At 57.4% G+C, this 13262-nt stretch carries 13 protein-coding genes; 3 read left to right on the forward strand and 10 right to left on the reverse strand.

Annotated elements, in window-relative coordinates; translation table 11 throughout:
• Nucleotides 1-2 precede the first annotated feature (2 nt).
• A complete protein-coding gene (artP, locus tag CRO87_RS13805) occupies nucleotides 3-731 on the reverse strand; it encodes an arginine ABC transporter ATP-binding protein ArtP (protein ID WP_097163522.1) in 729 nt (242 codons plus the stop codon).
• A 208-nt stretch (nucleotides 732-939) separates the two neighbouring features.
• Nucleotides 940-1452, reverse strand: a complete 513-nt coding sequence (locus CRO87_RS13810) for a lipoprotein (RefSeq protein WP_097163523.1) — start codon at nucleotides 1450-1452, stop codon at nucleotides 940-942.
• 110 nt (nucleotides 1453-1562) lie between these two features.
• On the opposite strand from CRO87_RS13810, the gene CRO87_RS13815 reads away from it, so the two are divergent.
• Entirely contained in the window at nucleotides 1563-1886 is a 324-nt protein-coding gene (locus CRO87_RS13815) for a heavy metal-binding domain-containing protein (protein ID WP_013366920.1), read from the forward strand.
• Nucleotides 1883-2725: an N-acetylmuramoyl-L-alanine amidase gene (locus CRO87_RS13820; protein ID WP_097163524.1), complete on the forward strand. Its 843-nt coding sequence runs from the start codon at nucleotides 1883-1885 to the stop codon at nucleotides 2723-2725. The genes CRO87_RS13815 and CRO87_RS13820 overlap by 4 nt, the downstream gene beginning before the upstream one ends.
• Here the strand turns inward: CRO87_RS13820 and CRO87_RS13825 are convergent.
• The 4 genes from CRO87_RS13825 to poxB all read right to left on the reverse strand — a co-directional run bounded on the left by CRO87_RS13825 (nucleotide 2722) and on the right by poxB (nucleotide 8034).
• Complete coding sequence (locus tag CRO87_RS13825) at nucleotides 2722-3735, reverse strand: NAD(P)-dependent oxidoreductase (RefSeq protein WP_097163525.1); 1014 nt, start codon at nucleotides 3733-3735, stop codon at nucleotides 2722-2724. The two genes, CRO87_RS13820 and CRO87_RS13825, sit on opposite strands and share 4 nt — an antisense overlap.
• An 87-nt stretch (nucleotides 3736-3822) precedes the next feature.
• On the reverse strand, nucleotides 3823-5265 hold the full coding sequence (locus CRO87_RS13830) for an SDR family oxidoreductase (RefSeq protein ID WP_097163526.1): 1443 nt from the start codon (nucleotides 5263-5265) through the stop codon (nucleotides 3823-3825).
• Between the two features lie 10 nt (nucleotides 5266-5275).
• Nucleotides 5276-6277 (reverse strand): low-specificity L-threonine aldolase, encoded by a 1002-nt coding sequence (gene ltaE, locus CRO87_RS13835; RefSeq protein WP_097163527.1) that lies wholly within the window; start codon nucleotides 6275-6277, stop codon nucleotides 5276-5278.
• A gap of 38 nt (nucleotides 6278-6315) precedes the next feature.
• Nucleotides 6316-8034 (reverse strand): ubiquinone-dependent pyruvate dehydrogenase, encoded by a 1719-nt coding sequence (gene poxB / locus CRO87_RS13840; protein WP_097163528.1) that lies wholly within the window; start codon nucleotides 8032-8034, stop codon nucleotides 6316-6318.
• 152 nt (nucleotides 8035-8186) lie between these two features.
• Here poxB and CRO87_RS13845 point away from each other — a divergent pair, with 152 nt between their 5' ends.
• Complete coding sequence (locus CRO87_RS13845) at nucleotides 8187-8621, forward strand: DoxX family protein (RefSeq protein ID WP_097163529.1); 435 nt, start codon at nucleotides 8187-8189, stop codon at nucleotides 8619-8621.
• A 36-nt stretch (nucleotides 8622-8657) separates the two neighbouring features.
• On the opposite strand, the gene hcr is transcribed toward CRO87_RS13845, so the two are convergent.
• From hcr to aqpZ, 4 genes are all read right to left on the reverse strand, one after another.
• Nucleotides 8658-9626, reverse strand: coding sequence for an NADH oxidoreductase (hcr, locus tag CRO87_RS13850; protein ID WP_097163530.1), 969 nt, complete (start codon nucleotides 9624-9626; stop codon nucleotides 8658-8660).
• A gap of 10 nt (nucleotides 9627-9636) precedes the next feature.
• The gene (gene hcp / locus CRO87_RS13855; RefSeq protein ID WP_097163631.1) at nucleotides 9637-11289 is read right to left on the reverse strand and encodes a hydroxylamine reductase; all 1653 of its coding nucleotides are present in this window, start codon (nucleotides 11287-11289) and stop codon (nucleotides 9637-9639) included.
• 145 nt (nucleotides 11290-11434) lie between these two features.
• Nucleotides 11435-12334 (reverse strand): lysine exporter LysO family protein, encoded by a 900-nt coding sequence (locus CRO87_RS13865; protein WP_097163531.1) that lies wholly within the window; start codon nucleotides 12332-12334, stop codon nucleotides 11435-11437.
• Between the two features lie 126 nt (nucleotides 12335-12460).
• A complete protein-coding gene (gene aqpZ / locus CRO87_RS13870) occupies nucleotides 12461-13153 on the reverse strand; it encodes an aquaporin Z (protein WP_097163532.1) in 693 nt (230 codons plus the stop codon).
• Nucleotides 13154-13262: the final 109 nt, after the last annotated feature.

The following is a 13262-nucleotide window of genomic DNA, read 5'->3' on the forward strand; positions in this document are numbered from 1 at the left end:
CATCAGTGTGAAAGATAATTTTTAAACGCTTCGGTCTGCGGCGCGGCAAAGCAGCCCGCATCCCCTTGTTCGACGATGTGACCGTTTTCCATATACACCACGCGGCTGGCGGTTTTACGCGCCACTTCGACTTCGTGGGTGACGATCACCTGGGTAATCTGGGTTTGTGCCAGCTCGCGAATGATGCTGACTATCTGGGCGGTGATTTCCGGATCCAGTGCGGCGGTTGGCTCATCAAACAGCAGAACCTGCGGCTCCATCATCAGCGCACGGGCAATGGCCACGCGCTGCTGCTGGCCGCCGGAAAGATGCAGCGGATAGCGATCGCTGTAAGGCTTCAGGCGCAGGCGCTCCAGCAGCTTTTCAGCACGCGCTAAGGCCTGCTCTTTGGTTAAACCGAGCACGCGGCAGGGCGCTTCAATCAGGTTTTGCAGCACGGTCAGGTGCGGCCACAGGTTGTACTGCTGGAAGACCATTCCGACGTTCTGACGCAAATCACGAATCGCTTTATCAGAAGGGGCCTTGCTGAAATTGAACTGATTTCCCGCAATGGAGAGCGTACCAGAGCGCGGCATCTCCAGCAGGTTAAGGACGCGCAACAGCGAACTTTTTCCCGCGCCGCTAGGGCCAAGCAGCACCAGCGTTTCACCCTGCGGGCAGTCCAGGGTTATGTCGAACAGCGCCTGATGCGCGCCGTAAAAGCAGTTAATGCCTTCTAGTTTTATACTCATCCGGGAAATCTGACACCGATAGCTATTGAGGCCGCAAATAGTAACGTTCACAGAATAGTTATGCAATATTTATGCGTTAAAACTTAACTATAAACCGTGTTGACACTTAAAGTTAGCACAAAATAGCGAAGGCGCAGGACCGGAGGAATAAATGTTGGCATTCCTCACAGAATGCCAGACATTTACCCTGAGTTATTAGGCGGGAATTTTACTTAGAGAGCGTCTGGCGCAGCGTGCCAGCCGGAGCGTGAACGCTGCCGCCGAGGTAGCGGACATCATCGACGGCCCAGCACTGTCCTTCACGAATCATCAGCACTTCATCCTGCCAGCTCTGAGAACCCTGCTTCAATTCAACGCGCAGCGGAATGTTGCGTGCATCGGTATTCGGGATGGTGGAGGCACTGGCGACGCTGGCGCTGTCCGGCGGGGTGGTGCGGCTGGAGAACGGATCCTGCTCAAGCAGTGCACGTTTATTCGGATCGCTGTTCGCATCGTTAAGCACTTTCGCCAGATCGTCGCTCAGGTAAGGACGCAGGCCGGCCAAATCGTTATTGCGGTGCTGAATGCGGTAGTCGTAAAACTTCTGGGCCACGGCGTCCGGGCCACCTTCCACGCAAGGGCCGGAGCGGGTACCGATATCCTTAAAGGCTGGCGTGACGGTGGTGCAGGCGCTGAGCAGAAGGGCACAAGGGACAAGCAGAGCAGCGGCAGAGTAGCGCATAGTGGATTTCCTTATAGACTGACTACGGTATTTAGATGTTTTCAAGCATAGCGTATCGGTACGATAATGCGTTTGATTAACCGAGCTAAGGCATTGAAGAAGGAGGCCGAATGCAATTCTCAACCACACCGACCCTGGAAGGGCAAACCATTGTGGAATACTGCGGCGTCGTGACCGGCGAAGCGATTCTGGGGGCGAACATCTTCCGTGATTTTTTCGCCGGGATCCGCGATATCGTTGGCGGGCGCTCAGGCGCGTATGAGAAAGAGCTGCGCAAGGCGCGCGAAATCGCTTTTCAGGAGCTGGGCGAACAGGCAAAAGCGCTGGGCGCGGACGCGGTGGTCGGCATTGATATTGATTACGAAACCGTCGGCAAGGACAGCAGCATGCTGATGGTCAGCGTCAGCGGAACGGCGGTGAAAGTACGGCGATGAAACGTTATTTACTCATGGCGCTGGTGCTGTTGCTCGCAGGCTGCTCCAGTGAAAGGGAACTCAGCCGCCAGGGTGTGATCAGCAAACCTGGCTATCTGCTCGACACCAACCATCCGGCACCGAATGCGTACCCGCGAATCAAAGAGCTGGTTATCCACTACACCGCCGGAGATTTTGATAACTCGCTGGCAACGCTGACGGGGAGAAACGTCAGCACGCATTACCTGATTGCGGAAAATACGCCGCTTCGCAACGGCAAGCCGCTCATCTGGCAGCTGGTGCCGGAGCAGGATCTGGCCTGGCATGCAGGTATCAGCTTCTGGCGCGGCGCCACGCGTATCAACGATACCTCAATTGGCATCGAGCTGGAAAACCCGGGCTGGCAGAAAACGGCAGGAGGAAAAGCCTACGCGCCTTTTACGCAGTCGCAAATCGATGCCCTGATCCCGTTGGCGAAGGACATTATCGCCCGATACAACATTGAGCCGCAGAACGTGCTGGCCCACGCGGATGTTGCCCCGCAGCGTAAAGACGATCCGGGCCCTGAATTTCCCTGGCGGGAGCTGGCGCAGCAGGGAATTGGCGCATGGCCGGATGCAAATCGGGTAGGATTTTACCTGAACGGGCGCGCGCCTTCGCAGCCGGTTGCAATGGCTTCGGTGCTGGATTTACTGTCGCGCTATGGCTACGAAGTGACGCCGGGCATGACCTGGCAGCAGCAAAAACGGGTCGTCTCCGCGTTTCAGATGCATTTCCGTCCGTCGCGCTATGACGGCACGGCGGATGCAGAAACCCAGGCTATCGCAGAAGCGCTGCTGGAGAAATACGGGCAGGGCTAGCGCGGCAGCTTGCCGTGGTCTTTCAGCCAATGTGCGGTTTGCACGATACCTTCATCTAACGTGACGATCGGTTTGTAGCCCAGTTCCTGCTCGGCGCGGCTGATGTCGAGAGTGAAATCAAAGTTCAGCTTCGACACGCCGTAGTGGGTGAAGGAGGGCTCTTTGGCCGCTTTATTGCCAAAGCGCTCCATGCTGCGGGCGACCATGTCCAGCATCGGATAAGGCACTGAGCGAATCCGGCAGTGAATGTCCAGCTCGTCGATAAGCTTCTGCACGATGCTTTTCAGGCTGCGCGGCTCGCCGTTGGTGATGTTGTAGACGCGGCCTGATGGCAGGGAATCACACACCGGCTGGCTGGCCAGCCACATCGCGTGAACAGCGTTTTCGTAATAGGTCATATCGACCTGCGCCGCACCGCCGCGCGGCAGCAGCACGCTGCCATAGTGGTGCATCATCTGCGCCAGGCGCGGAATAAACACTTTGTCGTGCGGGCCGAACAAACTTTGCGGGCGCAGCACGGTGAAGCGGGTGTTCGGGTTAGCCTGCGCCAGCAGATTGATCACCTCTTCCCCCGCCGCTTTACTGCGGGCAAATTCGTTGGCGAAGCGCTGCGGACGGTACTCTTCTTTGATGTCACGGTGATGGTGATAGTCAAAATAGAGCGAGGGTGAAGAGATGTGCACGAAGTTGCGCACGCCCCAGGCCACGGCCCATTCGCCAAGGCGGCGGGTGGCGCGCACATTCGCTAAGTCGAACGCTTCCTGCGTGCCCCACGGTGAGGTAAAGCTGGAGCAGTGCCACAGGGTATCGACGCCTGCGAGCATCACTTTCGCCTGGGAAGATACCAGCTCGGTCAGATCTGCATGGACGAACTCCGCGCCCATTTTTTCCAGCAGGCGACCCATCGCTTCGTTGCGACCGGTTGCTCTGACGCTGATGCCTTTACGGCGCAGATATTCCACCGCGTTGCGGCCTAAGCCGCTGGTGGCCCCGGTGACCAGTACCTTCATATCAATCCACTGTGTCTGAAAAGAATTTCGTGCGCATTTTTCCGTGAATTACGCTGACTTGCAATGAGAAACTGCGAACAATAATTCTCATTTTGACGATTTGTGCGTGATTTCTTCGGCAAGCTTCGCCATGCGCTTTGCCATGCCCCGAAAAATGAACAAATGCGCCGGGATCATCAGCAGCCAATAGAACAAGCCTGGCATACCGTGGGGATGCCACCAGGCACGAACGTCGATTTCACGGTGATCGCCTTTGTCTTTCAGGCTGAAGGTGAGTCGTCCGAGGCCTGGTGCCTTCATGCCAAACAGAAACGAGAGCTGCTTTTGTGGCTCGACGATGATCACTTTCCAGCTGTCCACGGCATCGCCCGTTTCCAGCATGGCCCGCGCCGGGCGGCCTTTGGCAAGCTTGTGGCCAATCAGCCTGTCCATAAACGCGCGAATATCCCACAGAATATTGCCGAAGAAATAGCGCTCTTTGCCGCCGAGCTGATTCGCGACCTGCCACAGCGCCTCCAGGCTTGCGGAAGTGTCGACGGTACAGCCCGCCTGCTTCGGAAAATACCCATATTCGGGGCGCCAGCGGGCAAAGGCCTGGGCGTCATAGCCCCAGTCGCTCGAGTTCATCAGCTGCTCTTCTTCTTTCAACGTGCGCCTTACCGCTTCGTCGAAAGAGATCAAATCCTGCGGGATCAGTTCCCGCAGCTCGCGATCGTCCGCTAACAGATCGTGCTTTAAGCCCTGGATCAGCGCCTTGGCGGTTGTTGGCGGGACAGAAGTAATGACGTTCAGGAACCACACCGAAATCCAGCTGGTGGGGAAGGGAATGGGGATCAGCGGCCGGTGGCGACCGCTAATGCGCATAAAGTGTTCGAACTGCTCCTGATAGCTGAGCACCTCAGGCCCGGCGGCTTCCAGCACTCGGTGCTGAGCGGCCGGGTGATTCAGCAGTTCGGTGAGATAAACGAGCAAGTTTTCCAGCGCGATGGGCGTGGTACGGGAGCGTACCCAGCGTGGCGGCGTCAGGACCGGCAGGTTGTAAACCATATCGCGCATCACTTCGAACGCCGCCGAACCTGCACCAACGATGATCCCTGCCCGCAGTTCGGTGACCGGAATACCCGCCTCACGCAGCAGATCGCCGGTTATCTGGCGGGCGCGCAGGTGATCGGACTGTTCATGCTCAGGAGCCTGAAGCGAACTCAGAAATATGACCTGCTTCACCGGCTGCTGGCGCAGGGCATCGCGCACGTTGAGCGCGACCTGGCGTTCATGAGCGACAAAATTGCCGCCTTCACCCATGCCGTGAACCAGGAAATAGACCGTGTCCACGCCTTCGAGCAGCGCGGGCAGCTCTTTGGGCCAGTTCAGATCCACGTGATGACAGCTGACGCCGGGCAGCGCCAGTTTTTGCAGACGATCCGTGTTACGTGCCGCCGCCCGCACGGTCAGACCGCGCGCGCTCAGTTCGGTGACCAGGTGCTGGCCGATATAGCCGCTGGCGCCGAGCACCAGAATAGTTTGCGGCACGCTTCTCTCCTTAGCGATTTAAAAAGGCTTTCCAGTGGCGCACCACTTCCGCCAGCTGTTCGCGGCTGACGTCCAGGTGCATCACTAAACGCACAACCGGCGAGGCGTTAATCAGCACGCCGTTGGCTTTCAGATGTTCACCAAGCGCCGCCGCGTTTTGTTCACCGACGCGCACGAACAGCATGTTGGTGTCGTGACGCATCACGTCTGCACCGATCTCTTTCAGCTGCTCAGCCATCCACGCGGCGTTGGTGTGATCGTCCTTCAGACGCTGAACGTTATTTTTCAGCGCATACAGGCCCGCTGCCGCCAGAATACCCGCCTGGCGCATGCCGCCGCCGGTCATTTTACGCCAGCGGTTGGCGCGTTTGATGTAGTCGTGGCTGCCGACCAGCAGTGAGCCGACGGGCGTGCCGAGGCCTTTGGAAAGGCAGATGGTGAAGGAGTCGCAGTGCTGGGTGATCTCTTTCAGTTCGCAGCCATATTCCACCAAGGCGTTGAAGATGCGCGCGCCATCCACGTGCAGGCCAAGCTTACGCTCGCGGGTGAAATCCCAGGCTTCTTTCAGGTATTCACGCGGCAGCACTTTGCCGTTGTGGGTGTTTTCGAGGCTTAGCAACTTGGTGCGCGCGAAGTGAATGTCGTCGGCTTTGATTTTTGCAGCGACTTTGTCGAGCGGCAATGTCGCATCGGCGGCGGCATCAATCGGCTGCGGCTGGATGCTGCCGAGCACCGCGGCACCGCCCGCTTCATACAGATAGTTATGCGCGCCCTGGCCGACGATATACTCTTCGCCGCGCTCACAGTGGGAGAGCAGCGCCACCAGGTTGGCCTGGGTGCCGGTGGGTAAAAACAGGGCGGCTTCTTTGCCACCCAGCTCCGCCGCATAGCGCTGCAGCTCATTCACTGTCGGGTCATCCCCGTACACATCATCCCCGACCGGGGCGGCCATCATCTCTTCCAGCATGGCACGGCTCGGGCGGGTGACGGTATCACTACGTAAATCGATCACGGCATTTCCTTTTTTGCATCAGGGGTATGCCTCTCTTTTTACCTGAGCCAGTTGGTTTTCGCCAGTTCGATCACCTCATCACCGCGTCCGCTGATGATGGCGCGCAGCATATACAGGCTGAAACCTTTGGCCTGTTCGAGCTTGATCTGCGGTGGAATGGCGAGCTCATCTTTGGCCACTACCACGTCTACGAGCGCAGGGCCGTCATGGCTGAATGCCTGCTGGAGCGCTTCATCGAGATCGGCGGATTTCTCCACCCGAATCCCTTTGATGCCGCAGGCTTCGGCAATTTTCGCGAAGTTGGTGTCGTGCAGATCTGTGCCATCGGTCATGTAACCCCCGGCCTTCATCTCCATCGCCACGAAGCCGAGCACGCTGTTGTTGAAGACCACGATTTTCAGCGGCAGCTTCAGCTGCGCGACGGAGAGAAAATCGCCCATCAGCATGCTGAAGCCACCGTCGCCGCACATCGCCACCACCTGCCTGTCAGGGAAGGTGGCTTTGGCCCCCAGCGCCTGCGGCATGGCGTTGGCCATCGAGCCGTGGTTGAACGAGCCGAGCAGTCGGCGCTTGCCGTTCATTTTCAGGTAGCGCGCGGCCCAGACGGTGGGCGTGCCAACATCGCAGGTGAAGATGGCATTGTCGTCAGCAAAATGGCTGATTTGTTGCGCCAGATACTGTGGATGGATGGCCTTGTCACTCGGTTTGGCGAGGTCGTCCAGCCCCTTACGCGCATCGCGGTAGTGCTCCAGCGCCTTGTCGAGAAACGCCCGGTCCGTTTTTTCTTCCAGCAGCGGCGTCAGGGTGGCGAGCGTGGTTTTGATATCGCCCACCAGAGCCATATCCACCTTGCTGTGTGCCCCGATGCTGGCAGGGTCGATGTCTATCTGAATGATTTTGGCATCGGCCGGGTAGAAGGGCCGGTACGGGAAGCGAGTGCCGAGCAGCACCAGGGTATCGGCATTCATCATGGTATGGAAACCGGAAGAAAAACCGATGAGCCCGGTCATGCCGACGTCATACGGATTGTCGTATTCGACGTGCTCTTTGCCGCGCATGGCGTGAACGATCGGGGCTTTTAGCTTCCCGGCAAACTCCAGTAACTCTTTATGCGCCCCGGCACAGCCGCTGCCGCACATCAGGGCGATATTGCTGGAGTAGCGCAGCAGCTGGGCCAGCTTGCGCAGCTCTTCCAATTCCGGCACCACAACAGGCTGCGGCGCGTGATACCAGTGAGTGCTGGCACTTTCCGGCGCGGCTTTCAGCGCCACGTCCCCCGGGAGAACCACAACGGAAACGCCGCGCTTTAGCACCGCCTCACGCAAGGCCCGGGCAAGCACCTGAGGAATCTGTTCCGGTGAAGAAACCAGTTCACAATAGTGGCTGCACTCGCGGAACAGCTCCTGCGGATGGGTTTCCTGAAAATAGCCGCTGCCGATTTCGCTCGACGGGATGTGGGCGGCGATGGCCAGTACCGGCACGTTATTGCGGTGGCAGTCGAACAGGCCGTTAATCAGGTGCAGGTTGCCCGGCCCGCATGACCCGGCACAGACTGCCAGTTCACCGGTCAGCTGGGCTTCTGCCCCTGCGGCGAAGGCGGCGACCTCTTCATGGCGGGTGGCCATCCATTCGATGGTGCCCATTTTGTTCAGGCTGTCGCTGAGCCCGTTGAGGGAGTCGCCGGTGACGCCCCAGATCCGTTTCACGCCGGCCTGTTCGAGCGTTTTCGCAATATATGCAGCCACGGTTTGTTTCATGGTTTTCCTTCTCCTTTTTGTGATACCGCTTACAAGCTTAGATGAATCTCTCTGGCGTGCCCGCTGAAATCCCCTTATTTTCAGCAGGTTTATTTGTTCGATTCTTCAGCATAAGCTGACCAGGGTTTAGGGAAAATAAGGAATAAGGTCAAATGGTTAAATCATTGTTAATGGATAGCCGCCGCGCAGCGGGGAAGGACGACTTTGGCAGGCTGTTGCTACGTCTGGCGGTTGGTGGGTTAATGCTGTTTCACGGCTTGCATAAGCTGTTTCATGGGGTTGACGGCATCAGCGGCATGCTGGTGGCGAAAGGGCTGCCGGGGTTTGTTGCCTATGGTGTGCTGGTGGGAGAGGTGGTGGCCCCGTGCCTGATTCTTCTTGGCATTCTGACGCGGCCTTCCGCGCTGGTGCTGGCGTTTACGATGGTGGTAGCCTGGCTGATGGTCGGCACCGGCAAAACCTTCGCGCTGGATGCGGTGGGTGCGTGGGCGATTGAGAGCCTGGTGTTTTATTTCATGGCGGCGCTGGCGATTGCCTGCCTGGGGGCGGGGCGCTATGCGTTAGGGAGTCAGTCGAAGTGGAATTAAAAACGTCGGGCGCAATGCCCGACGTGAGGTGATGTATCAGGCGAGAACCAAATCGCCCTGAGGATGGCAGGAGCAGGCCAGCACGTAGCCCTGTTTCTGTTCTTCCTCAGTCAGGGTCATGCTGCTTGTGACGCTGTACTCGCCGCTGATCACGCGGGTTTTGCAGCTCCCGCACACGCCTGCACGACAGGCGGCGTTCACCGGGACTTTATTGCTTTCCAGCGCGTCCAGCAGCGTGGTGCCGACCGGCGCATAAAACTCCTTAGCCGGTTGCAGCTTGGTGAATTTCAGTCCGCAGGTAGCCGCTTCGGCTACAGGAGTGAAGAATTTCTCTTTGTAGAAATTTGTCACGCCAAACGCTTTCACATTCTCTTCGACCCACTCCATATAGGGCGCAGGGCCGCAGGTCATCACGGTTCTGGCAGCCAGATTCGGCACACATTCCAGCAGTGAAGTCGTCAGGCGGCCGGACACAAAGCCGTGAGCGGCATTGTTTTCTGCCACCAGGGTGACCGGGTAGTTTCGCCATTCGTCGGCAAAAATCACATCTTCCGGCGAGCGGACGCTGAAAATGACCTGCACATCGGCTTCAGGACGGTTTTTTGCCAGCCAGCGACGCATCGACATCACCGGCGTCACGCCGCAGCCCGCCGCAAGCAACAACAGCTTGTCGGTGGGTTTGTCGTCACAGGTGAACTCACCCTGCGCATCGGAAAGCCACAGATAGTCACCGCGTTTGACGTCGCGGGTCAGCCATTCTGAACCCTGTCCATCCGCAATACGGCGAACGGTCAGCGTAATGTATTCGCTCACGCCCGGCGTAGAGGAAATGGTGTACGCACGCAGCGTTTCAGCGGAATTGCGAATGCTGACCAGCGCGTACTGCCCGGCGCGATACGGATAATAGTCATGGCAGAGCAGGGAGAGCGTCCAGACGTCCGGCGTCTCCTGCTGAATGTGATGGACCTGCATCCGCCACGGGCACTGTGAAGTGGGCATCGTCATGATTCTCTCCTCAGGCGCACAGCATCTGCTGCAGATCCTGTTCAACGGTGGTGATGGCACGCAGGCCAAACTTCTCGTTCAGCACCGCGAGCAGATCAGGCGTCAGGAAGCCCGGCGCGGTCGGCCCGGTGACGATGTTTTTCACGCCAAGCGACAGCAGCGTCAGCAGGATCACAATCGCCTTCTGCTCGAACCAGGATAGCACCAATGACAGCGGCAGATCGTTCACGCCGCAGCCCAGTTTTTCGGCAAGCGTAACTGCCAGAATGATAGCCGAGTAGGCGTCGTTGCACTGTCCGGCATCCACGAGGCGCGGGAGACCTTCGATGTTGCCAAAGTCCAGCTTGTTGAAACGGTATTTACCGCAGGCGAGCGTCATCACCAGGCAGTCGTCTGGCACGCTGGTCGCGAAATCGGTGAAGTAGCTGCGTTCGGTGCGTTCGCCGTCGCAGCCGCCCACGAGGAAGATGTGGCGCAGTTTTTCGCGGCTGACGAGGTCGATCAGCGTATCGGCAGCGCCGAGCAGGGTCTGACGGCCAAAGCCGACGGTGATCAGGTGCTCAATTTCATCGTAAGGGAAGCCTGCCAGCTGCTGGGCCTGTTCGATAACCGGCGTGAAGTCATCACCTTCGAGATGGCTGACGTTCGGCCAGCCCACGATGCTGCGCGTCCAGATACGATTGTCATAGTCGCCAACGGTCGGGTCGATGATGCAGTTGGAGGTCATCAGCACCGGGCCCGGGAAGCGGGCGAACTCGACCTGCTGGTTCTGCCAGCCGCTGCCGTAGTTGCCGACCAGGTGTTTGAATTTCCGCAGTTCAGGGTAGCCGTGCGCAGGCAGCATCTCGCCGTGCGTATACACGTTAACGCCAGTGCCTTCGGTCTGCTGCAGGAGGTTATAAAGATCTTTCAGATCGTGGCCGGAGATCAGAATCGCTTTCCCGGCAACCGCTTTAACATTGACCTGGGTTGGGGTCGGGTGGCCGTAGGCACTGGTTTCACCGGCATCCAGAATGCTCATCACCTTGAAGTTCATCTGGCCGATTTCCATGGAACATTCGAGCAGTGCGTTCATGTCCGCAGGCCAGGTGCCAAGCCAGGCCATGATTTTATGGTACTGAGCGTAGATCTCATTATCGTACTGGCCGAGCACGTGGGCGTGCTCCATATACGCGGCGGCTCCTTTCAGGCCATACAGGCACAGCAGACGCAGGCCGAGAATGTTTTCGCCAATCGCGGCTTTGTCTTTATTCGGGGTGAACATCGTCGCCTGGCGCTGTAAATCGCCCAGATCGTCGCTCGCCAGCTGCAAACCGGCCATCGGGTTATCGACTGCTGCGCTGGCGTCTTTTGCCTGGCATTGCGCTTTAAGCATCTCACGCAGGGCGATAGCGTCGCGGGCGTAGCCGACAATGCGTGGCGAATCGAAGTTAACGTTGGTCAGGGTGGAGAAGAAGGCGCGAGGGGCGAAGCTGTCGACTTCATGGCTGACGATGCCGTATTCACGGGCTTTGATTGCCCATGCGGAGAGCCCTTGCAGGGTTGCAATCAGCAGATCCTGTAAGTCAGAAGTTTGCGCTGTTTTGCCACACATCCCCTGCGCATAAGCGCAGCCGTTGCCAGCGGGGGTACGAATCGTTTGTTCACATTGCACACAGAACATGGTCACACCTTTATTAAAGTTATATTTGATATACATGTTTAAGGGTAAGCCTGTGGCGGAACGCTGAAAAGGGAATTGTCGGGGAAGTTAAAGGGAGATTGATTTAACGCAATTTTGGCGGCACGGGCGTACCGCCATGGAGGTATTACGCGGAGAAAAACGCCATCAGCAGCGGCACCAGCAGGCTAAGGATAAAGCCGTGAACGATGGCCGCCGGAACTATTTCCACGCCGCCGGAGCGCTGTAATACCGGCAGGGTAAAGTCCATCGAAGTTGCGCCGCACAGCCCTAATGCAGTCGAACGGTGGCGCAGCACGAGGCCGGGAATCAGCATAATCGCAATCAGCTCTCGCGCCAGATCGTTAAAGAAGGCCGCGCTGCCTATTACCGGGCCAAAAGATTCCGTCAGTAAAATGCCGGACAGCGAATACCACCCAAACCCGGAGGCCATAGCGAGGCCGGTTTTGATTGGCAGGCCAAGAATAAAAGCATTAATCACGCCGCCGACCAGCGAACTGGCGACCACCACCACGGCGACAATCATTCCGCGGCGGTTCAGGACAATCTGTTTCAGGGTCATACCATTATTACGCAACTGGATGCCAATCAGGAATAACAGGAATATTAAGGTATATTCGCTGGCCTCCGTGGCGTGGTGCAAAATGGGCCAGCCGGTAAGCCCCAGTAAAAATCCGAGTAATACCACGCCGCAAAGCTGTAATGACTCCAGCGCCATTGCGATTCGGGAAGGTAATTTTTCCTGACTGTGGTTATGTTTCCATGGAAGCGTGCGCTCGAGCCACAGCAGGGCAATAATATTGCACAGCAGAATAACCACAATGCTGACCGCAGAATAATGAAAAATGGCGAGCAGGTTGCTGGCGAGATTATCCAGAAAGGCAAGGCTGATGCCCATAAAGAAAAGAATGACGTAAACAATCCAGCTCAGTAAACGATTAATCAGCTGGAGCGCAGGTCGGCTGCGCAGGGGAATCAGATAGCCGAGAATCAACGGCACAAGAATAATCAACAATCCCGAAAACATGAACGGCCCGGTCCTTTAGAGTGTAAAAACGCACTGACACTACCGAAAGAGCGGGAGGGAGTAAAGCCACCAGAAAAAGAAAAGGCCCGGCGGTTGCCAGGCCTCTGAACAATCTGTCAGGCAGACTTATTTTTTCTCAAGCAGGGTGCGGTACAGCACGCCACCGAGGATACCGCCGATGATTGGCATCACCCAAAACAGCCACAGCTGCTCCAGCGCCCAGCCGCCCTGGAAGATAGCCACCGCGGTGCTACGCGCCGGGTTGACGGAGGTGTTGGTCACCGGGATGCTGATCAGGTGGATCAGGGTCAGTGCCAGGCCGATTGCGATTGGCGCAAAACCTGCCGGAGCGAACTTATCGGTAGAACCCATGATCACCAGCAGGAAGCCTGCGGTCAGCACAATTTCGATAACGATAGCGGAGAGCATAGAGAAGCCGCCCGGGGAGTGTTCGCCGTAGCCGTTAGACGCGAAGCCGCTTGCCGCTGCATCGAAGCCGGTTTTACCGCTGGCAATCAGGTAGAGAACGGCGGCTGCAATAATCCCGCCGATAACCTGCGCCACGATATAACCAATAATATCTTTAGTCGGAAAACGACCGCCCGCCCAAAGACCTAAGGTGACCGCAGGGTTAAAGTGACCACCCGAGATATGACCGACGGCATACGCCATGGTCAGCACGGTTAAACCAAATGCCAGCGCGACGCCCGCAAAGCCAATCCCTAATTCCGGGAAACCTGCCGCCAGTACGGCGCTACCGCAACCCCCAAATACAAGCCAGAATGTACCGAAACATTCAGCCGCCAGTTTTCTGAACATAACCACCTCAAAAATATAATAGTAACGGTGTCAGGCGATCCTGCACCGGACTTTATTTATCGTCGCAAAGGGAGACGACATAATTTAGCGCCGTTATTTTAAGAACGAA

The sequence above is a fragment of the Enterobacter sp. CC120223-11 genome, assembly GCF_900215375.1.
In the GTDB taxonomy this organism is placed as follows: domain Bacteria; phylum Pseudomonadota; class Gammaproteobacteria; order Enterobacterales; family Enterobacteriaceae; genus Scandinavium.

Bases quoted from the DNA above. Each gene is read 5' to 3' on its own strand.
- CRO87_RS13820 (WP_097163524.1), top strand. From the start codon at position 1,883: ATGAAACGTTATTTACTCATGGCGCTGGTGCTGTTGCTCGCAGGCTGC.
- poxB (WP_097163528.1), bottom strand. From the start codon at position 8,034: ATGAAACAAACCGTGGCTGCATATATTGCGAAAACGCTCGAACAGGCC.
- CRO87_RS13815 (WP_013366920.1), top strand. From the start codon at position 1,563: ATGCAATTCTCAACCACACCGACCCTGGAAGGGCAAACCATTGTGGAA.
- aqpZ (WP_097163532.1), bottom strand. From the start codon at position 13,153: ATGTTCAGAAAACTGGCGGCTGAATGTTTCGGTACATTCTGGCTTGTA.
- CRO87_RS13865 (WP_097163531.1), bottom strand. From the start codon at position 12,334: ATGTTTTCGGGATTGTTGATTATTCTTGTGCCGTTGATTCTCGGCTAT.
- artP (WP_097163522.1), bottom strand. From the start codon at position 731: ATGAGTATAAAACTAGAAGGCATTAACTGCTTTTACGGCGCGCATCAG.
- CRO87_RS13810 (WP_097163523.1), bottom strand. From the start codon at position 1,452: ATGCGCTACTCTGCCGCTGCTCTGCTTGTCCCTTGTGCCCTTCTGCTC.
- hcr (WP_097163530.1), bottom strand. From the start codon at position 9,626: ATGACGATGCCCACTTCACAGTGCCCGTGGCGGATGCAGGTCCATCAC.
- CRO87_RS13845 (WP_097163529.1), top strand. From the start codon at position 8,187: ATGGTTAAATCATTGTTAATGGATAGCCGCCGCGCAGCGGGGAAGGAC.
- hcp (WP_097163631.1), bottom strand. From the start codon at position 11,289: ATGTTCTGTGTGCAATGTGAACAAACGATTCGTACCCCCGCTGGCAAC.
- CRO87_RS13825 (WP_097163525.1), bottom strand. From the start codon at position 3,735: ATGAAGGTACTGGTCACCGGGGCCACCAGCGGCTTAGGCCGCAACGCG.